The organism is Amorphoplanes friuliensis DSM 7358, assembly GCF_000494755.1.
GTDB classification, from domain to species: domain Bacteria; phylum Actinomycetota; class Actinomycetes; order Mycobacteriales; family Micromonosporaceae; genus Actinoplanes; species Actinoplanes friuliensis.
Genome location: NC_022657.1, coordinates 5,295,075 through 5,315,174, shown reverse-complemented (window position 1 = coordinate 5,315,174; position 20,100 = coordinate 5,295,075). Strand labels below are relative to the sequence as shown.

Annotated in this window: 17 protein-coding genes; 7 read left to right on the top strand and 10 right to left on the bottom strand. The window is 71.7% G+C overall.

Annotated features, from left to right (window positions below):
- Positions 1-45 precede the first annotated feature (45 nt).
- Positions 46-444, top strand: a complete 399-nt coding sequence (locus AFR_RS24735; protein WP_023363774.1) for a ChaB family protein — start codon at positions 46-48, stop codon at positions 442-444.
- Positions 441-851 carry a DUF1810 domain-containing protein gene (locus AFR_RS24730; RefSeq protein WP_023363773.1) on the top strand — a complete coding sequence of 137 codons (411 nt, stop codon included), beginning with the start codon at positions 441-443 and terminating at the stop codon, positions 849-851. Before AFR_RS24735 ends, AFR_RS24730 begins: the two co-directional genes overlap by 4 nt.
- Here AFR_RS24730 and AFR_RS24725 read toward each other — a convergent pair.
- On the bottom strand, positions 839-2,515 hold the full coding sequence (locus tag AFR_RS24725; RefSeq protein ID WP_041842660.1) for a DEAD/DEAH box helicase: 1,677 nt from the start codon (positions 2,513-2,515) through the stop codon (positions 839-841). The genes AFR_RS24730 and AFR_RS24725 overlap by 13 nt on opposite strands.
- An 83-nt stretch (positions 2,516-2,598) precedes the next feature.
- On the bottom strand, positions 2,599-2,889 hold the full coding sequence (locus tag AFR_RS24720; RefSeq protein WP_023363771.1) for a YiaA/YiaB family inner membrane protein: 291 nt from the start codon (positions 2,887-2,889) through the stop codon (positions 2,599-2,601).
- A 76-nt stretch (positions 2,890-2,965) separates the two neighbouring features.
- Here AFR_RS24720 and AFR_RS24715 point away from each other — a divergent pair, with 76 nt between their 5' ends.
- Entirely contained in the window at positions 2,966-3,895 is a 930-nt protein-coding gene (locus tag AFR_RS24715; protein WP_023363770.1) for an FAD-dependent oxidoreductase, read from the top strand.
- Between the two features lie 80 nt (positions 3,896-3,975).
- The gene (locus tag AFR_RS24710) at positions 3,976-6,039 is read left to right on the top strand and encodes a PhoX family protein (RefSeq protein ID WP_023363769.1); all 2,064 of its coding nucleotides are present in this window, start codon (positions 3,976-3,978) and stop codon (positions 6,037-6,039) included.
- Between the two features lie 47 nt (positions 6,040-6,086).
- Here AFR_RS24710 and AFR_RS24705 read toward each other — a convergent pair whose 3' ends face one another.
- The 4 genes from AFR_RS24705 to AFR_RS24690 all read right to left on the bottom strand — a co-directional run bounded on the left by AFR_RS24705 (position 6,087) and on the right by AFR_RS24690 (position 10,067).
- Positions 6,087-7,094 carry a DUF8094 domain-containing protein gene (locus AFR_RS24705; RefSeq protein ID WP_148308047.1) on the bottom strand — a complete coding sequence of 336 codons (1,008 nt, stop codon included), beginning with the start codon at positions 7,092-7,094 and terminating at the stop codon, positions 6,087-6,089.
- A 221-nt stretch (positions 7,095-7,315) separates the two neighbouring features.
- The gene (locus AFR_RS24700) at positions 7,316-8,392 is read right to left on the bottom strand and encodes a hypothetical protein (RefSeq protein ID WP_023363767.1); all 1,077 of its coding nucleotides are present in this window, start codon (positions 8,390-8,392) and stop codon (positions 7,316-7,318) included.
- Positions 8,389-9,099, bottom strand: coding sequence for a TIGR03943 family putative permease subunit (locus AFR_RS24695; protein ID WP_023363766.1), 711 nt, complete (start codon positions 9,097-9,099; stop codon positions 8,389-8,391). Before AFR_RS24695 ends, AFR_RS24700 begins: the two co-directional genes overlap by 4 nt.
- Positions 9,096-10,067 carry a permease gene (locus AFR_RS24690; protein ID WP_238547130.1) on the bottom strand — a complete coding sequence of 324 codons (972 nt, stop codon included), beginning with the start codon at positions 10,065-10,067 and terminating at the stop codon, positions 9,096-9,098. The genes AFR_RS24695 and AFR_RS24690 overlap by 4 nt, the downstream gene beginning before the upstream one ends.
- Before the next feature lie 193 nt (positions 10,068-10,260).
- On the opposite strand from AFR_RS24690, the gene AFR_RS24685 reads away from it, so the two are divergent.
- Entirely contained in the window at positions 10,261-11,436 is a 1,176-nt protein-coding gene (locus AFR_RS24685) for an acyl-CoA dehydrogenase family protein (RefSeq protein WP_023363764.1), read from the top strand.
- Between the two features lie 30 nt (positions 11,437-11,466).
- Complete coding sequence (locus tag AFR_RS24680) at positions 11,467-11,805, top strand: nuclear transport factor 2 family protein (protein ID WP_052359454.1); 339 nt, start codon at positions 11,467-11,469, stop codon at positions 11,803-11,805.
- Here AFR_RS24680 and AFR_RS24675 read toward each other — a convergent pair.
- Positions 11,789-12,484, bottom strand: coding sequence for a GNAT family N-acetyltransferase (locus AFR_RS24675; protein WP_023363762.1), 696 nt, complete (start codon positions 12,482-12,484; stop codon positions 11,789-11,791). The two genes, AFR_RS24680 and AFR_RS24675, sit on opposite strands and share 17 nt — an antisense overlap.
- Before the next feature lie 233 nt (positions 12,485-12,717).
- Between AFR_RS24675 and AFR_RS24670 the strand changes: the two genes are divergently transcribed.
- Positions 12,718-14,670 carry an elongation factor G gene (locus tag AFR_RS24670; RefSeq protein ID WP_023363761.1) on the top strand — a complete coding sequence of 651 codons (1,953 nt, stop codon included), beginning with the start codon at positions 12,718-12,720 and terminating at the stop codon, positions 14,668-14,670.
- A gap of 131 nt (positions 14,671-14,801) precedes the next feature.
- Here AFR_RS24670 and AFR_RS24665 read toward each other — a convergent pair whose 3' ends face one another.
- The 3 genes from AFR_RS24665 to AFR_RS24655 form a co-directional block, all read right to left on the bottom strand.
- Positions 14,802-17,819: a putative bifunctional diguanylate cyclase/phosphodiesterase gene (locus tag AFR_RS24665; protein WP_023363760.1), complete on the bottom strand. Its 3,018-nt coding sequence runs from the start codon at positions 17,817-17,819 to the stop codon at positions 14,802-14,804.
- Between the two features lie 90 nt (positions 17,820-17,909).
- Positions 17,910-18,956, bottom strand: coding sequence for a Gfo/Idh/MocA family protein (locus AFR_RS24660; RefSeq protein ID WP_023363759.1), 1,047 nt, complete (start codon positions 18,954-18,956; stop codon positions 17,910-17,912).
- A gap of 9 nt (positions 18,957-18,965) precedes the next feature.
- On the bottom strand, positions 18,966-20,000 hold the full coding sequence (locus AFR_RS24655; RefSeq protein WP_041841098.1) for a LacI family DNA-binding transcriptional regulator: 1,035 nt from the start codon (positions 19,998-20,000) through the stop codon (positions 18,966-18,968).
- Positions 20,001-20,100: the final 100 nt, after the last annotated feature.

Sequence of the window (20,100 nt, the reverse complement as noted above, 5' to 3'; positions counted from 1 at the left end):
TACCCCGGGCCGTTTGATGCCGGGCCGGCCGGGAAAACTTCGGTCATGCCTACTCGAGAGAAGCTGCCGGGGACGCTGAAGCGGTCCCCCAAGAAGGCCCAGGACACGTACGTGAAGGCGCACGACTCGGCCGTGAAGGAGTACGGCGAGGGTGAGCGCGCCCACCGCACCGCCCTCTCCGCGGTCAAACACTCGTTCGAGAAGGTCGGTGACCACTGGGAGAAGAAGAGCAAGAAGGGCCCGAGCGACGCCAAGGCGGCCGGCGGCCGCGGCACGCCGAAGAAGACCGCCGGTGGTGTCGACGCCAACGCGAGCAAGGACCACCTGCTCAGCGTGGCCAAGAAGCTCGACATCAGCGGCCGGACCAAGATGAAGAAGTCGGAACTGGTCAGCGCGATCCAGAAGGCCAACGGCAAGGCCACCCGCAAGGCCACCAAGAAGTGAGCGACCTGGCGCGCTTCGTGGACGCCCAGCAGGACGTCCACGAGCGCGCGCTCGCGGAGCTGAGAGCGGGCCGCAAACGCAGCCACTGGATGTGGTTCGTCTTCCCGCAGATCGCCGGTCTCGGCCTCAGCGCCACCGCGCAGCGCTATGCGATCGCCGGCCTGGCCGAGGCTCGCGAGTATCTCGCGCACCCGGTGCTCGGGCCGAGGCTCGTCGAGAGCGCCGAGACCCTGCTGGGCGTCGAGGGGCGCACCGCCGAACAGATCTTCGGCTATCCGGACGACCTGAAGTTGCGCTCGTCGATGACGCTGTTCGCGCACGCGGCGGAGGATCCGGCGGTGTTCCGGGCCGTCCTCGACCGCTACTACGACGGTGAGGACGACCCGGCGACACTTCAGCGGTTGTAACGCTCTCGGCGGACGCCGGGCTTGCGGCCCCGGATGGTGCTCTTCGCCAGCGCGGCGATGACCATCTCCGCGGCCTCTTCCGGCACCTCGACCAGCGAGAAGCGGTCGGTGATCTGGATGGCGCCGATGTCGCGGGCGTTGAGACCGGACTCGCCGGCGATCGCGCCGACCAGGTCCTGCGGGCGCAGACCGGCGCGGCGGCCGATGCCGACGAACAGCCGGGCCACGTCACCGCCGGCCGGGCCCGCACCCCGCCGCTCGGGGCGCCGGCCCTCCGGCCGCTCCCGCCCGGCCTCGCGCGGCGGCCGTGCCATCGACGGGATCTCCTCCTCGTCGTCGACCTCACCACCGGTGGCCTCGTGGGCGAGCTTCACGGCCGCCAGCGCCACCGTCTCGATGTCGTACTCGCTGGTCAGTGACTCGATCACCACGCGGAAGCGCTCGAGGTCGTCACCCTGCAGGCTGGTCTCCAGCGCCGAGCGGGTCAGCTCGAGCCGGCGGGCCCGCAGGTCCGTGACGGTCGGGACCTTCTCCAGGGTGATCCGCTGACGGGTCAGCCGCTCGATGGCCTTGAGCATGCGGTGCTCGCGCGGCTCGGCCAGGGTGATCGCGGCGCCCTCACGGCCCGCCCGGCCCACACGGCCGATGCGGTGCACGTACGCCTCCGGCGCGGACGGGACGTTGTAGTTGACGACGTGCGTCAGCTGCTCGACGTCCAGGCCGCGGGCGGCGACGTCGGTCGCCACGAGCAGCTCGGTGCTGCCCGCACGCAGCCGGCCCATGACCCGGTCACGCTGGTCCTGGCTCATGCCGCCGTGCAGCGCCTCGGCCCGGTAACCGCGCCCGTTGAGCGTCTCGGTGACCTGGTCGACCTCTTCCCGGGTACGGCAGAAGACGATGGCGGCCGTGGGGGCCTCCACGTCCAGCACGCGGCCCAGGGCAGCGGACTTGTGGGCCCGGGAGACCATGTACGCGCTCTGGCGTACCAGAGGGATCTCACCCGGTGCCGACTCCTCGCGGCCCATCTGGATCCGGACCGGGTCCTTGAGGTGCCGGCGGGCGATGCCGTCGATGCGCGGCGGCATCGTCGCCGAGAAGAGCACGGTCTGCCGGGTCGAGGGGGTCTCGGCCAGGATGGCCTCGATGTCCTCCGCGAAGCCCATGTCGAGCATCTCGTCGGCCTCGTCGAGCACAACCGTGCGCACGTCGCCGAGGTCGAGGGTGCCGCGGCTGATGTGGTCCAGCACGCGGCCGGGGGTGCCGACGACAACGTCGACACCGCGGGACAGGGCCTGCAGCTGGCGGCCTATGGGCTGGCCGCCGTAGACCGGCAGGACACGGACGCCCAGGTCACGGCCGTAGCGGTGCACCGCCTGCGACACCTGCTCGGCCAGCTCGCGGGTCGGGACCAGCACCAGGGCGGCGGGACCGCCCTTGCCGTCCGGCTCGAGGCGGTGCAGCAGTGGCAGGGCGAAGGCCGCGGTCTTGCCGGTGCCGGTCGCGGCCTGCCCGAGCAGGTCGTGACCCTCCAGCAGCGGCGGGATGGCCTCACGCTGGATCGGCGTCGGCTCCTCGTAGCCCAGGCTCGTCAGTGCCTTCAGCAGCTCGGGGCGGAGCGCCAGACCGGCGAAGCCTGTCGCGTCCGCGAACAGGTGCTCGCTCATCATCTTGCTCCGGATCCTTGGTGCGCCGGTCACGGTGGTGCCCGGCATCAACGACCACCAGGATACGAGGCCGGCCTTTTCCCTCAGCCGGCCGGGACCTTGAACGGGTCGTGGTCGGCCAGGAGCTTGTCCAGCCGGGCCTGGTCGACCCGGCGGACGACGGTGCCCGCGTCCTGCATGTCGCGGACACATTTGGCCAGCGTGAAGGCCGATGTGACGACGTATAGGAGGCCCACCGCGAGGAACGCGCGGATCCAGCTGCCGACCGGCAGGTAGAAGATCCCGGCGGAGATCGCGGCGAGGGAGAGCACAAAAGAGGCGACGGACTGGGCATAGAAGGCGGTCGTGGGTCTCGGTGCGTTGGTCGAGTCCATGCCGCAGTCTGGTCCGGCCCGTCGGAGGTCCGACTGAGTGCGGGTACTCAGTATCGGGTTACGACAGGATTACGAGATGGCTGACGTGATCGTGGTGGGCGGCGGGATCATCGGGCTGACGGCGGCGCTGCGGCTGCGCGAGCGGGGTGCGGACGTGACCGTCTGGACACCGGCCGGACCGGAGCAGACGGTCTCGGCGGTCGCGGCGGCGGTCTGGTATCCCACCCGGACGGGGTACGACCCACGCCTGCTCGACTGGGCCAGAGCCACCTACGACCAGTTCTACCGCCACGCCTTCGAGCGGGTCCCCGGTGTGCTGATCCGCGAGACCCGCAACCTCGAACGCGACGGGTCGACCGGTGAGCCGTGGTGGGCACCAGCCGCGCGGGGTGTGCGCTATCTCCCGATCGACCGCCCCTGGACGCGGGAGGTGCGCTTCCGGGCGCCGCTGGTCGAGATGACCGCCTACCTGCCCTGGCTGCGGCAGCAGTTCGTCGCCGCCGGCGGCCGGGTGGTGCGCCGCCGCATCGACCGGCTCGAGGAAGCCCTGGTCGAGGCGCCCACCGTGGTCAACGCGACGGGTCTGGCGGCCGGTGCCCTGTGCGGTGACCCCGACGTGATCCCGGCCCGCGGGCAGATCGTGCGTGTCGCGAACCCCGGCATCATCGTCTCGGTCCGCGACCAGGACGAGCCGTCGACCTACATCCACCCGCGGAGCCGCGACGTGGTGCTCGGCGGCACCTGGCAGGAGAACAGCTGGAACACCACACCGGACCCGGCGACCCGCGACGCGATCCTGCAGCGGTGCATCGCCCTGGTGCCCGAGCTGGCCGGTGCGCCGATCGTGGGGGAGGAGGCCGGCCTGCGACCCGTACGCCGCGGTGGTCCACGGGTCGAGGCGGAGAAGTGGCCCGGGGGGACGGTCGTGCACGCGTACGGGCACGGGGGTGCCGGAATGACGCTCTGCTGGGGCTGCGCCGACGAGGTGGCGGCACTGGCTCTCTGATGACGGCTTGTTCACCTTCCGTTAACGTCAGGTCATCGATCCATCACGATGCAACGACGCCGTGTGAGGAGATCAGTCCGGTGACCGACCAACCCCGTCTGCTCCCGATGCTGGGACACAGTGGCCGTGACGCCAAAACCTGCCTGTACCGGTGCGGGAACGCCTGCGATCACCCCGTACCGAACGAGTCCGCCAATCCGTATCTCGGCGATGTTGTCAACGTCGCGATGTCCCGCCGCGGTGTCGTCCGAGCGAGCGCCGTGGGCGCTCTGGTGCTGGGTTTCGGTGGCGCTGCCGCCGTCCCGGCCGCCGCAGCTCCCGCCCCCGTCCCGGGGAAAAAAGGCAATCTCACCTTCAAGCCCATCCCGCCGAACGAGATCGACAGCGTGATCGTGCCCAACGGGTACGACAACGCCGTGGTGATCCGCTGGGGTGATCCGATCCTGCCCGGCGTGCCCGGTCTCGACGTGCACCACCAGACCGCGGAGCGCCAGCAGGGGCAGTTCGGCTACAACAACGACTTCCTCGCGGTGTTCCCGCTGGGCCGCGACGGCCGCCGGGCGCTGCTGGTCGCCAACCACGAGTACACCAACGAGGAGCTGATGTTCCCGGGCTTCACCAGCCTGGACGCGCTCACGGTGGAGCAGGTCCGGGTGGCCATGGCCGCGCACGGCATGTCCGTGGTGGAGCTCGAGCGGGTCGGCGCGACCGGGCAGTGGCGACCAGCCGGCGGCCGCACCCGGCCCTACAACCGGCGGATCACCATGCTGGACACCCCGTTCCGCTTCACCGGCCCCGCAGCCGGCACCCCGCTGCTCAGGACGGCCGCGGACCCTCAGGGCACCACCCCCATCGGTACGCTCAACAACTGCTCCGGCGGGCTCACCCCGTGGGGGACGGCACTGTCCGGCGAGGAGAACTTCAACCAGTACTTCGTCGGCGGCAACGAGGCCCCGGCCGAGCTGAAGCCGACCCTGGCGCGGTACGGCATCTCGACGACGGCCCGGGTGCCGGCCGGCTCACGCCGCTGGGACCGCGCGCAGGAGCGCTTCGACCTGGCGAAACACCCCAACGAGGCGCACCGCTTCGGCTGGATCGTCGAGGTCGACCCGTTCGACCCGCGGTCGCGGCCCCGCAAGCACACGGCGCTGGGCCGCTTCAAGCACGAGGGCGCGAACGTCATCGTGGCGAAGAACGGCAAGGTCGTCGCGTACATGGGTGACGACGAGCGCTTCGACTACCTGTACAAGTTCGTGTCGGACAAGACGTTCCGGCCGGGCAACTCGGAGTCGGCCCGCCGGCACAACCTGACCCTGCTGGAGTCGGGCACGCTCTACGTCGCCAAGGTCACCGGCGACAGCCCGCCGGCCGAGATCGACGGTTCCGGCAAACTGCCCTCCGACGGCCTCTTCGACGGTACGGGTCAGTGGATCAAACTGGTGTCGGGCGAGCGCTCGTACGTGCCCGGCATGACGGCGGTCGAGGTGCTGATCTACGCACGTATCGCCGGTGACCGCGTCGGTGCCACCAAGATGGACCGGCCCGAGGACGTCCAGCCCAGCCTGCACACGGGCAAGATCTACGCGGCGATGACCAACAACACCAACCGGGGTGTCGGCACCAACGCTCCCGCCGACGAGGCGAACCCGCGTACCGCCAACAAGCACGGGCAGATCCTCGAGATCGTCGAGCGCGGCGGCGACAACACCGCCGAGACGTTCACCTGGTCACTGCCGATCGTCTGCGGCGACCCGGCCGACCCGGCGACGTTCTTCGCGGGATACGACAAGGCGGCCGTCTCGCCGATCTCGTGTCCGGACAACGTCGCCTTCGACGGCGCCGGCAACCTCTGGATCTCCACCGACGGCAACCAGCTGGGCAGCAACGACGGCCTCTTCGCGACCGCGATCGAGGGCCCGGAGCGCGGTCACCTCAAGCAGTTCCTGACCGTGCCGCCGGGCGCGGAGACGTGCGGGCCGTTCATCACCACCGACGAGCGGTCGGTCTTCGTGGCGGTCCAGCACCCGGGCGAGATCACCGGGGCGACGATGGACGACCCGGCCTCGACCTGGCCGGACGGCGACTTCGCCAAGCCCGCGGTCGTGGTGACCTGGCGACTCGACGGTGGACCGGTCGGCAGCTGAGCGGAACTCCCGGCGCCGCACCAGCGGCGCCGGGAGACCCGTGTGTCCTACTTGACCGAGACCGGCTGGTTGGTGCCGCCGAGCACGGTGACCTTGTCACCCTTGCCCATCGCGGGCACCTTGGTCCACCACATGTTCAGGATCGTGACGCTGACCTTGCCCGGAGCCGTCCGGCCGCCCAGCTTGGTCAGGATCGGCCCGAGATCCGCCTCCGCACCCGCCTTGGTCGCCACGAACTCGGTCTGCGTCGAGTACGCGACCAGAGCCCCGCCGTCCTTGGTGCGCAGCGCCCGCACCGGGTAGGGCGTAACTGTCGTCTTGATGTCGAGGGCGTCCGGTGCCGCACCGTCCTCGAAGCGGATCTGCTCGCGGGCCTGGTCACTCTCGACAACCTTGGCCGAGGTGGCGTCACCCGCGAACGGGCCCTTGCCTCCCGCGGTGCCCAGCGCCGTGGCGTGCTCCTGGGCGACCTGCTCCGGAGAGATCAGCAGGGTCTTGGCGGGGTCCGCCCGGTCGACCACCTCGACGCTGCCCGCAGCGCCCTTCTGCAGCTCCGGCAGCGGCACCTCCAGGGGTGCGCTGTGCACGACCTTCCAGTCCGCGCCCGCCTTCGCCAGCACCAACGGGTAGTGCTGGGTGGCGGAGCCGACAACCGCGTCGGCGACGAAGAAGTCCGCCCCGGCGGTCGAGGACGGCGCCAGCAGAGTCTCGAGTTCGTAGTCGAACTCGCCGAGCGGCCGTCCGACGTACGAGATCAGCCCGGCCGCGTCCGAGGCGAGGCTGGCCTCGGCCTCGTAACCGCCGACCTGCTCCGGGTCGAGGGCGAGGTTCGCCTTGTTGTTCGCCGCAGTGATCTTGGTCATCAGGGCCTTGGCGTCGGCCTCGCTGATCACGGGCGGGCCGGCCGCGGCGGCAGCGGCCTGCTGACCGACGGCCGCCGCCTTGTCGTCGGAGGAGCCGGAATCGCTGCAGCCGGACACCACCAGCAGGGCCGCGACCGCTCCCGCCGCCAGCACCCGCGACGTCGTCCGGCCTGCTCTGGTGTGACTGCGCACTGCGCTCCTCCTCGTCGGCCCCCGCCACCGGTCGCGGCAGGAGCGAGGGCAGACGATAGCGAACTCCCGCCGCCCGGTGGGGGCGGGCCGATCCAGCACCTGCCCCGCCGATCTCGGCGGCCCGCGCCGGGGCCGGCTTCGGGCCTCGCCGCGGACTCCGCGGAGATCGGCAGGACGGCCCTACGCCGTCTTCCCGCCTCGCCGGGATCGGCAGGACGGCGCTAGACCGTCCGGAGGTCGAGGGTGTGCCAGACGAGGGCGTCCTGGTCGCCGGTGGCCCACCAGAGGACACCGTTGCGGCTGAAGGCGCCGTCCGCGGCCGGGCTGACGTCGATCGTGCGGCCGGCCGTGATGTCGTAGATCAGCAGGCCGGCGGTGCCGGTCAGGTCCGAGTCGGGCCCGGCCTCGGCGAGGATCTCGAAGCGGTCCAGCACCCCCACGTCGGTGATCGCCGCGCTCGCGGCGGGCCCGGCGATCCGCTGCCGGGCCGAGCCGTCGGGATGCATCACGTCGATGCGGGCCAGGCCGTCACCGTTCATGACCAGCACGCGGCACCAGACCGGACTGCACGTGGCCAGCTCGGCGCCGCTCTGCTCGACCCGGGTCTCCCTGTTCGCGTCGAGGTTGCGCAGGCGGGTGGTCCCGGCCTGGTCACCGCCGCCCTCGGTCAGCCACGGCCACGCCGACAGCGCCCAGGTGCCCGGCTCCTCGCGCTTGCGCACGGTCCCGCCGGCCAGGGCCACCGAACGGATCTCGGTAAATTTGTCACCCTGCGGCGACGCCGCCGCCCAGTGCACCTCGCCGCCGGCGAGCGCCAGATCCCACTGCGACCCGAAGAACAGGGCGTTGCCGGTGTCGGCCGTGACCTTCCGGGCCGGGCCGCCGGTGGTCCGGGCCGTCCAGATCTCCACCGGTACGCCGTCGGCGGACTCGGTCCAGACAAGTTCGTCGCCACCGGTCGTCAGGTTGCCGAACTCGGGATTCTTGTTCAGCGGGCGCCGCCGCAGCTCACGGATAGTGTCGTCGGCGTTGCGGACCAGCAGGCGCACGGCCGTGCCGTCCGGGCTCGGCGCGGTCCCGACGCTGGTGCGCGCGTCCAGGAAGAGCCCCGGGTGGTAGATCGGCCCGTCGCGCAGGTTGCCGGCGATCTCCGCCCGCTGGGCGCCCGGCCAGGCCTCGGCCAGCGCGACGCGGGCTGCCGGTGGTGCTGCCTTCTTGTCGTCCGGCGCGAACACGAGCAGCGCGCCTCCGGCGGCGAGCGCGATTGCCAGGGCGAGGACGCCGCGGGCAGCTCTCACTCGTACTGCTGCTTCGGCGCGGTGATCTCCTGCCAGCCGGTGACCTGGAGATAGGGGACCTCGGCCTGGTTGACCGGGTCCTTGGCGGTCCGGGTCGTCCAGGCGCCGGTGACCTGCACCCAGGTGTCGGGTGCGGCGGTGACGCGGCTGTCGCCGTCGAGGCCGACCTTGATCGGGCGGCCGTCGGCGGCGCAGCAGGACATCACCATGCGGGCCAGCATTGGCTCGCCGTCCGGGCCGGGTGTGACGAAGCCGGTCAGCCGCAGCGTGCGGCCGGTCAGGCTGCGCCCGCCGTCGAAGACCGCGCGGGAGGCGTAGTCGAGCAGCCCGACGTCGACCGGGTCACCGGCGGGCAGCGCGGGATAGTCCGAGTCCGAGCCGGGCGCGGTCAGCACCGTGCCGGCCTGACCGGCGGCGTACGAGCCCAGGGCCGGCGGCGCGACCAGCAGCAGGCCCAGCACGGGCAGCAGGAGCAGCCAGCCGACCCGGGGCTCGTGGTGGTGCCCGTGGCCGTCGTCGGTGGCGGCTCGGCCTCTCAGGTCGTACCAGAGGGTCAGGACCGCGGCCGCGACCAGCAGGATGCCGGCGCCGATCAGGAAGGGCTGGAGGGCCTCCTTGACGTAGCGCAGGTAGAGATCGGAGAGGCTCGCCTTGAGGATCGCGCCGCCGAAGAGCAGCATGATCACGGCTTGGGCCTGTTTGTTCACAGCAGCACCATCCCGACGCCCGTGCCGACCAGGACCGCCGCCGCGAAGGTCGCGGGAGCGAAGCGGACGGCGAACCGGCGGCCGAACATGCCGGTCTGCATGGCGATCAGCTTGAGGTCGACCATCGGACCGACGACCAGGAAGACCAGCCGCGAGGTCAGCGAGAACTGCGACAACGACGCGGCGACGAACGCGTCCGCCTCGCTGCAGATCGACAGGAGCACGGCCAGCACCGCGAGCGCGATGATCGACAGCACCGGGTTGTCCGCCAGTCGTTGCAGCCAGGACTCGGGGACCACGACGTTGATCGTGGCGGCGGCCGCGGCCCCGACCACCAGGAAGCCGCCGGCGTGCATGACGTCGTGGCGGCAGGCCGACACGAACGCCTTGAGGCGCGAGCCGTCCTCGTGCGGCCGCGGCGGCAGCTTGATCCACTCGGTCTTGCCCAGCTTGAGCCAGAGCCAGCCCATCGCCACCGCGACCACCAGGCTGGCGCCACCCCGGGCCACGACCATCTCGGGGTTGTTGGGGAAAGCGACGGCGGTCGCGGTCAGCACGATCGGGTTGATCGCGGGCGCGGCCAGCAGGAACGCGAGCGCGGCGGCCGGCGTGACCCCGCGGCGGATCAGCGAGCCGGCGATCGGCACGCTGCCGCACTCGCAGCCGGGCAGCACCACACCGGCGAGTCCCGCGGCCGGGACGGCCAGGGCCGGGTGTTTCGGCAGCGCCCGCGCCCAGAACGACCGCGGCACAAAAACGGCGATGACGGCGGAGAGCACCACACCGAAGACCAGGAACGGCACGGCCTGCACCAGCACCGAGACAAAAACCGTGGTCCACGTCTGCAGCCGGGGATCGGAGATCAGCGCCGCGAGCGGGTTGCGGAAGACGACCAGCAGCACGAGCAGGACCGCGAGCAACTCGACCGAGCCGAACCGGCGGCCGGGCTGCGGGGGCTCTTCCGTCACGGGACGCTCGGTGACTTCGTCGGTTGCCGTCAAAGGGGGTCACTCCGGATGCGGGTCGGTCGTCGGGGCGCGGCCCACCCTACCGGGTCGCCCGGCTCGGTGGCCGCCCCTGCGATCGGGTGAGTCAAGTATCGTGAGCTGCGCATATGCACATCTGGTGATGAGTGTCGGTGGCCTCGCCTAGGATCTGCCCGTGACCGTCATCGACTCGCACGAAGCCGCTCTCGCCGCCGCGGCGCAGGTCGCCGCGGCCCTCGCACCCGGTGTCGTCCAGCGCGACCGGGACGGCGCCGCGACCGTGCCTGCCGAGGCCCTCGCCGCCCTCGACGGCTCCGGGCTGCTGGCCCTCACCGTGCCGTCCGCCGACGGCGGCCCGGCGCTCGGACCGCTGACCCTGGCCGAGGTCACCCGCATCATCGCCGCGGTCGACCCGGCCATCGCCCAGGTTCCGCAGGCGCACTACCTGCTGGTCGACGTCCTGGCGCTGCATGCCGGGCCGGAGGTCCGGCGGCGGCTGTTCACCGAGGTCCTCGCCGGCCGCCGGATCGGCAACGCCCTGGCCGAGCGCGGTGGGAAGCACGCCCAGGACCTCTCGACGCGGATCAAGGACGGCCGGCTCACCGGCCGCAAGTTCTACAGCACCGGCGCGCTGACCTCGGCCTGGATCGCGGTGAGCGCCCTCGACGACACCGGCCGCCTGGTCCTGGCCTTCGTGCCCCGCGACGCCCCCGGTGTGACGGTCGACACCGACTGGGACGTCATGGGCCAGCGCGCCACGATCAGCGGCACGACCACCTTCGAGGACGTCCCCGCCGAGCTGGTCATCGACTACGCGGGTGCGTTCGAGGTGCCCCAGCAGCTCGGTGCGCGCGCCCAGCTCGTGCACGCGGCCATCGAGGTCGGCATCGCCGAGGGCGCCCTGCGCGACACCCGTGCCTACCTCCAGGAGAAGGCCCGCCCCTCCACCGAGGCGGTCCGGGCCGGCGCGTCCGTCGCGGCCGACGACCCCCACGTCCTCCATCGGTACGGCCGCACGGCGACCCGCGTCCGAGCGGCGTCCGCCCTGCTCCGCGAGGCAGCGGGTGTCCTCGACGAGGTCGGCCTGGTCCCCGCCGACGCCGCGGCCGCCGCCCGGGGATCGCTGGCCGTCGCGGCGGCGAAGGCCTTCGCCAGCGAGGTCGCCGTCGAGACGGCCTCGGAGCTGTTCGCGATGTGCGGCACCAGCTCGACCGCCGCGAAATACGACCTGGACCGCCACTGGCGTAATGCGCGCACCCACAGCGTCCACGACCCGGTCGACTGGAAATATCACCACCTGGCGGCCTGGGAGCTCTCCGGCACCCTGCCGCCCAACCACGGCCAGCTCTAGGAGGACCCTTTGCCGTCGATTCCCGACCTCATGACCCGTCTGCTGATGGGTGTGTTCAACGAGCGCGACGAGCAGCGCCGCGTCGCGGAGGCTGCCGAGATCTTCGCCGAGGACGTCGTTTTCATCGAGCCCGACGGCCGCTACGTCGGGCGTGACGCCATCGAGAGCAAGGCCCGCGCCCTGCTGGACGCCTCACCCGGCTTCGTCTACAAGCCGGTCGGCCCGCCGCGCGAGAGCGGCGGCGAGCTCGGCCTCCAGTCGTGGCAGGTCGGCCCGGAGGGCGGCGAGCCGGTCGTGCACGGCATCGACGTGGCCCTCGTCCGCGACGGCGTGATCCAGACCCTGCACACCTTCATCGTCGAGGGCTGACACCCTCCGCGGGCACCTGATAGGCGGCGAACTCGATCGGCATCCGCAGCGTGAAACCCAGCCGCTCGTAAACACGGATCGCGCCGGTGTTGACCGAGGCGGCGTGCAGGAAGGGCGTGTCACCGCGTTCGCGCACGTTCGCGGTGACGGCCCTGATCAGGCGGGCGGCCAGTCCGGCGCCCCGGAAGGCGGGATCGGTGCAGACCGCCGAGATCTCCGTGTGGCCGGGCACCCGCAGCCGCTCGCCGGCCATCGCGACCAGCGCGCCCTCACGGCGGATGCCGAGATAGGTGCCGAGGTCGCTGGTCCTCTTCCGGAACGGCCCGGGCCGGGTGCGCCCGACCAGATCGAGGATCTCCGGGATGTCCGCCTCGGTCAGCACCACCGCCTCCGGATCCGGCGCCCCCTCAACCTCCGTCCCGACCATCTGCACACCCGAGGCGCCACCGGTGAGAACCCAGCCGTCGGGCGGCGCGAGGGCCGGCACGGCCACCAGCACCTCACCACCGGGCCCGGCCAGGGCGCCCAGATCCCGCCAAGCGGCTGGATCGAGCGGATCCTCCAGCCCGGCGAACATGCTGATCTCATCGGGGAAACGGGCACTGCGGTCGTACCGGTCGGCCAGGGCGGCCTGCGGCCCGGTCAGCGCGGCCCACACCGGATTGTCGAGATGTTCCACCCCCGAATCCTCTCAGTCCCCCCGCCCCGGAGCGACGTGGTTGTGGACACCCCCGGAGGACTGACCACCTGACATTCGAAGCTGCGCCCGGGTTGCCGTGCCGGTAAATCGGTAGCGCGGACGCGGCGGCCGCCCTACGGTGGCGGGGACTGCTCGGACCAGGGAAAGGACGGACATGCGAAACCTCGACGTGTTCAGGCCGACCATCCGTTCCCTGACCTCCGAGGACACCCTTGTCAGTCCGTACCCTGAATCTCGGCATCCTGGCGCACGTCGACGCCGGTAAGACCAGCCTCACCGAGCGCCTGCTCTTCGCGCACGGTGCCGTCGCCACGCTGGGCAGCGTCGACGCCGGTGACACGACCACCGACAGCGGTGCGCTCGAACGCGAGCGCGGCATCACGATCCGTTCCGCGGTGGCGTCGTTCGCGCTCGGCGACCTGCGCGTCAACCTGATCGACACCCCGGGCCACCCGGACTTCATCGCCGAGGTGGAACGCGCCCTGGCCGTCCTCGACGGTGCCGTGCTCGTGCTCTCGGCCGTCGAAGGCGTCCAAGCGCAGACCCGGGTCCTGATGCGCTCTCTGCGCCGCCTGCACATCCCCACACTGATCTTCGTCAACAAGATCGACCGAAGGGGTGCTCGGCCGGTTGCCCTCGCAGCGGACATTCGCACCAAGCTCGGCGCGGGTGTCGTCACCATGAACGCCGTCCATGACCCCGGCACCCCGGACGCCCGAACCGTGGCCCACAACTGGCACGCCGCCGCGGCCGAAACCCTCGCGAACCACAACGACGATCTCCTCGCGCGGCTGATCGACAACACCACACCCTCCCGGCCCGAAGTGCATGACCACCTCGTCGCGCAGACCGCCGCCGGGCTGGTGCACCCGGTCTTCTTCGGCTCAGCCACCACCGGCGAAGGCACAGAAGAACTCTCCACCGGCATCGCCACCCTGCTCCGCCCGCCCTGCGCCGACTCGGCCGGCGACGAACCGGGTGGGCTGGTGTTTGCGATCGAGCGCGGCCCGGGTGGTGCCAAGGTCGCCTACCTGCGTCTGTTCCGGGGGGTGCTGCGGGAGCGGCAGCGAGTCGTCTTCCGGCGCGGCGCCGACGAGCAGATTCGTGGGCGCGTGACCACGATCGACATCGTCGGCGGCGGGCGGGGGGATCTCACCGCCGGCAGTATCGGGCGGGTTCACGGGCTGGCCGGTGTGCGGGTCGGTGACCGCCTCGGTGCGGACACTGCCGGGGTGGCCGCCCAGTTCGCCCCGCCGGGTCTGGAGTCGTTGGTCACCGCCGAGCCGGGGGAGGAGGCGCGTCTGCATGCCGCTCTGATCACGCTTGCGGATGAGGATCCATTGATCCGTACCCGGGTGGTTCCGGGCGGGGGCATCTCGGTGCTGCTCTACGGCGCTGTTCAGCGTGAGGTTCTGGCCGACCGCCTCGCCCGGGACTTCGGTCTGACGGCGAGTTTCGGGGAGATCCGGCCTGTCTACTTCGAACGGGTCGTCGGCGTCGGTGAGCACGTCGTCGCCTTCGATCCGCGGCGGGACAACGATTTCTGGGCGACCGTCGGGCTGCGGGTCGAGCCGGGTGCGATCGGTTCGGGGCTGCGTTTTGTGCGGGACGTGCAGTGGGGTGCTGTCCCGCAGGCGTTCCACCGGGCGACCGAGGAGGCCGTGCGGAAGACCGTCGAGCAGGGCCTTCACGGCTGGGAGGTCGTCGACTGCACGGTCACCGTGGTCCGTACCGGGTACAAGGCGCCGTCCTCGACGGCGGCGGCGTTCCGGAGCCTGACCCCAGTGGTTCTGCTGCGCGCGCTTCGGGAGGCCGGGACCCGGGTGTGCGAGCCGTGCCAGGCGTTCGAGGTGGAGATCCCGGCGGAGACCCTGAACGCCGTCCTCGGCCGCCTCGCGGCGCTGGAGGCCGAGGTCACCGGCACCGCCGAGCGTGGACAGGCCTGGACCGTCACGGGTCACCTGCCGGCGCGGCTCCTGCACGATCTCGCCGCGGCGCTGCCGGGCCTGACCCACGGCGAGGGTGCACTGTGGAGCGGGCCGGGCCCGGACCGGCCGCTGCGCGGACCCGCACCGCAACGGCCACGGCTCGACGGCAATCCCCTGAACTACGAGGAGTATCTGCGGTTCCTCAGCTCACACCTGCCGGTGACGGCTGACAGCTGACGCTGACGGCCCGGGGAAACCGGACGTCGGACAGGATCTACGGCCTGTCCTCCCGACCTCGACAACCCGCGCCGGGCCCGGCTTCAGGCCCGGCGCGCGGGCCGTCAGGCTTCGCGAAAGCTGGGCCGGCCTCAGGCGGGGACGACCGCCAGGATCAGGAGCGGGGGGATCTCCGCCGGCCAGACCGGTTTCGAGAACAGGTAACCCTGACCGTACGGGCAGCCCATGCGTTCGAGCATCGCGCGCTGGGCGGCGTCCTCGATGCCCTCGGCCACGACGGTCAGGTCGAGGTTGCGGGCGAGGGTGACGATCGCGTCGACCAGGGCGCGCTGCTGTTTGCTGTCGAGGATGTCGTCGATGAAGGACTTGTCGATCTTGAGGACGTCGACGGGGAGCTGGCGCAGGTAGCTGAGGGACGAATACCCGGTGCCGAAGTCGTCGATGGCGATGCGGACACCGAGGGCGCGCAGGGCCTTGAGGTCGGTCCAGACCTGTTCGGCGTCGCGCAGCACCAGGCTTTCGGTGATCTCCAGGAGCAGCCATTCGGGGCGCGCGCCGGCGTCCTCGAGGGCCTGGCTCACCTGGTCGACGAAGCCGGGCTGGCGGAACTGCCGGGCCGAGACGTTGACGCTGACGTACCGCAGAGCCATCTCCGGGTCGGAGGCGTGCCAGGCGGCGAACTGCCGCAGTGACTCGCGCAGCACCCAGGCGCCCAGGCCGACGATGGCGCCGCTCTCCTCGGCCAGCTCGATGAAGTGGTACGGCGCGAGCAGCCCCCGCTCGGGGTGCTGCCACCGGACGAGGGACTCCACACCGACGACCGCCTGGGTCCGCACGTTCACGATCGGCTGGTACTGCAGAACGAACTGCTGGGCGTCGATCGCCTCGAGCAGCGACGTCCGCAGGGCGAGCCGCTCGACCATGGCCGTGTGGAGGTCGCTGCGGTAGCGCTGCCAGGTGGCCTTGCCCGCGCCCTTGGCCAGGTAGAGCGCCAGGTCGGCGTGCCGGAGCAACTCGGTCGGGCTGGTCGCGTCGTGGCTGGTGGCGACGCCGACGCTGGCCGCGCCGCTGACGATGTGGGAGCCGCCGAGACCGTCGCTGACCTCGACCGGCTGGGAGAGCACGTTGACGATGCGCTCGGCGACCTCCTCGGCCACGGCCGGGTCCGAGGAGCTCTCGACCAGGATCGCGAACTCGTCGCCGCCCATCCGGGCCGCGGTGTTGGCCACGCCGATGGCGTCGGCGATCCGGCGGCCGACGGCGATCAGCAGCTGGTCGCCGACGGCGTGGCCGAGGGTGTCGTTGACCTCCTTGAAGTCGTCGAGGTCGACGAAGAGGACACCGACGTCGCTCGATCCCTGCTCGGAGCGGACGAACGACTGCTCGAGGCGGTCGCGGAAGAGGACACGGTTGGCGAGCCCGGTGAGCCCGTCGTGGAAGGCCTGGTGGGCGAGGTCGTTCTCCAGGCGGCGGCGTTCGGTGACGTCGCGGACGGTCAGGACCAGGCCCGAGACGGTGGAGTCGTGGCGCAGGTCGCGCCCGGCGCACTCGACCTGGAGCAGGCGGCGGTCGGCGCAGACCGCGGTGAGGTCGACGGCCTCGAGCTGGCCGCGTCCCGACCGGGCCTGCATCAGCGCCTCGGCCAGGGCGCCGTGGTGGGTGTCGGCGATCAGCCCGGACAGTGGTTTGCCCGGCAGGTCCGTCCAGCCGAAGACGGTGGTGGCGGACGGGCTGGCGTACCGGATCCGGTCGTCGTCGCCGACGATCAGGATGACGTCGGACGCGCTCTGGATCAGGGTCCGGAAGTAGGCCTCACCGTCGCGGCGGCTGATCTCGCCGGCCAGGCCGATGCGTTCGACGACCATGGTGATCTGGTCGAAGAGCGCCTGCACCGCGGGCCGCACGCTGCGCAGGACGTCGGCGGGCGCGAAGAGGTGGATCGAGCCGAGCTTGGGCGGGCTGCCCGGCAGGACCATGCCCGCGCGCAGGGCCACGTCGAAGCCGTGTTCCGAGGCGGGGACGAGGCTCACGCCCAGCTCGACCGTGGCGGCGAGGTCCAGCGGGACGGGCTCGTCGACGACCAGCTGGTGGCGCTGCTGGACGGGCATCAGCTGGGCGATTGCCGTACGGATCGTGGTCAGGATGTCGGTCTCGGTCGTCGCGGCCGCGAGGTCGGCGTTGGCGCGCCGAAGAGCGCTCTCCCGGAGGTTCGTCAGGCGCTGCTCGGTGAGCAGACCACCGACGCGGCCCATCACGAGCAGGAACATCAGCGCGGAGCCGGCCGCGATGACCGGTGCGTCGACGACGTCACCCTGCAGGTACTGCGCGAGCAGGACGGCCGGGGCGATCAGCGCGGCGAAGGTCATCAGGAGCAGGCGGCGGCCACCGGTCTCGACCGTCCCGGCGGTCTGCGGGGCGTCGTCGGTGAGGTGGGTCATCGACGGGTGCAGGGCGGCGTACCCGGCGGCGGCGTAGAAGACGATCCAGCCGAGGTCGATCGGGCCGCCGACGTTCCAGTCGCTGTCGAGGCGGGCCAGGCCGTAGACGACGTCGGAGACGAGGACACCGACGATGCTCAGCGACAGGAAGCTCAGCGCCCGGGGCTTGCGGCCCGGCGCGGTCAGCAGCCGCAGCATCATGGCCAGCGCGAGCACGTCGCCGAGCGGGTACGCGACCGAGACCGCCTTCTCCAGCAGCGTCAGGTCGGTCGCCCGCGTGTACGGCGCGATCATGTAGACCCAGGACAGCAGTCCGAGGCTGACCGTGGGCACGAGCGCGTCGAGCAGCGCCGCGCGGTTGGCGCCACCGGAGCGGGCGCGGATGAAGATCAGGAAGGCGCCGGCGAGCAGCGGGTAGACCAGGAGGTAGAGCACGTCGGACGGGCCGGGGAACGGCGTCTCGAGCCCGAGGCTCTGCTGGGCGTAGTAGATCGTGTCGCCGGACACGAAGACGACCAGGGCGACGGCGATCAGGTACCACGGGAGGGCGCGAGCCGGCCTCTTCATCCGGGCGCCGACCACGACGGCGGCGGCGCTGGACAGCCCGATCAGTCCCCACGTCCAGACGTGGAGACCCGGAAAGGCGTAGTACACGGCCGTGAGGACCAGCGACCACGCCGCGAAGCACGCGCGAGCGGATCGCGTGGTCATGCTTGCTCCGATCGGGTGGTGGCAGTCAGCTGCCCCTCCCTTCGGCAGGTCCATGCCATCCCTGAACACGGACGCGGCTTTGCAACCGGATCACGCCCATGGCTCGCTGCCGGTGGTGACGGTGCGGTCGGTGTCGGCGGCCTCCTCGACGGCCAGCGCGATCAGGTGGTCCTGGGTGCCGTCGGCCAGCGGGTACGGCGCCGGCGCGGTCCCGCGGACCCAGGCGGCGGTGGCGTCGAGCAGGGTCGCGATGGCGATCTCCTCGTCCATCCAGCGGCGGCCGGGGTACGGGTTGCGGTAGAGCACCTCGCCGCCGTACGTGATGGTGTCGGTGTCGAAGCCGTCCAGGTCGAGGTCGTAACCGGTCTGGCGGCGTACCAGCGGGGTGCGCACGATCGTGCGGGGCTCGGTCAGCCGGACCACCTCGTCGTCGCGGAGCTCGCCGTGGCTGCCCCGGACGAGGAGGCGGCGGAAGCGGAGCTGGTTGTGCCACTGATTGTCGGTGAAGTCGTAGACGCCCGACAGGCCTTCACCGAAATCGAGGGTCGCGATCGTCGTGGTCGCGGGTTTCGGGTCGGGGTCGTCGGTCCAGGCGTCGCGCTTGAGCGGGTCGACCAGCGGCGCCGTGGTGCGGCTCGCGCGCACGGTCACGGGCCCCCGGCCGGCCTCGAGGATCCCGCGGATCATGGAGACGGCGTGGTACTGGTGGGTCGAGGAGACCTGCACCTGGGTCGGCGTGCCGATGAGGCCGAGTCGCACGGCCGCGAGCCGGGCGGCGTGCGAGGGCATCAGGAGGTACTGCTCGGCCACCTGGACCAGGCCGGACTCACCGACCGCGGACCACAGGGAGCGCAGGCCGGCCACGTCCGGCGCGGGCGGCGTCTCGGCCAGCACCGGCAGGCCGCGCTCGACGGCCTCGACGATGAGCCCGGGGCTCACGTTCCAGGGCACCGCGGTCACGACGAAATCCGGGGCGGCCTCGGCCACACACTCGGCGAGCGAGGCGAAGGTCGGCACGGGCAGCTCGCGCGGTGAGCGGACGACGGCGCCGACGCAGTCCAGGCCCTCCAATCCGCCCGCGAGCCGCCAGAACATCTCGGCGCGCCAGCCGGCGCCCACCACTGCGAAGGAGGTCACGCGCGCACCCTATCCGGCCGGTGCGGCCCCTGTGGAGTCCCTGACGACCAGCTCCGTGGCCAGCTCGACGTGCAGCGCCTCGAGCTCGTGGCGTTCGAGGAGCCGTGTCAGCAGCGTGACCGCCATGCGGCCCAGCTCAGCGAGGGGCTGGCGCACGGTGGTGAGCATCGGTGTGGTGGCCCGGCTGAGGTCTATGTCGTCGAATCCGGCGATCGAGACGTCGTGCGGGACCCGCAGCCCGCGCTCGGCCGCGGCCTGCAGCGCACCGACCGCCGCCTTGTCGTTGAAGCCGATCAGCGCGGTCGGGCGGTCGGGCCGGTCGAGCAGCTCGCCCGCGGCCCGGCGTCCCCACTCCACGGTCGGCTCGACGTGGCGGATCAGGCCGGGCCCGCTGAGCACACCGGCGTCGGCCAGGGCGGCGTTGTGACCCGCGAGGCGGGCGTCGCTGGCCAGCCATTCGCGCGGTCCGGCGACGACGCCGATGCGCCGGTGCCCGAGACCGGTCAGGTGAGCGGTCAGGCTGCGCGCCCCGGCGGCGTGCGCGGCGGACACCGCGACGACGTCGCGCGGAGGCGGGAGGCGGGGGTCGACCACGACGAACGGGAACCGGTGGCTCCGCAGCGTCTCGATGTCCGCGGCCGGCTCGGGCGGCAGGATCAGCACGGCACCGGCCAGGCCGGCCCGGCCGGGCAGCCGGGGCAGGACGGGCGCACGCTGGGCGGACTCGCCGGCGTCGAGCACCAGCGGGCGTCCGTAGAGGAGCAGGGTCTCGGCGATCGAGGACACGATCACGCCGAAGTAGTCCGTGAGCACGTACGGGCAGCGCACGAAGACCGAGCCGGCGATCGGCCGGGCCGGTCCGCGGGGTCTGGGGCCGGGTCCGGCGAGCCGGGCCACTGTGCTCTCCACGAGCTCGCGGGTCTCGGGGGCGACGTTGCCGCGGCCGTTGAGCACCCGCGAGACCGTCGCGATCGACACTCCCGCCGCGGCGGCGACGTCCCGGACGGTGCTGCGCCCAGAATTTGTTACATCGCCTTGTTTCATAAGGGCAAACTGTACATGCACGCTCAATGCCTTGACAGCGTGGTTTCGGGATTGTTTCCTGTCGATAGCAATGGAGCCTGCTGTTCCATTTGTTACAGGA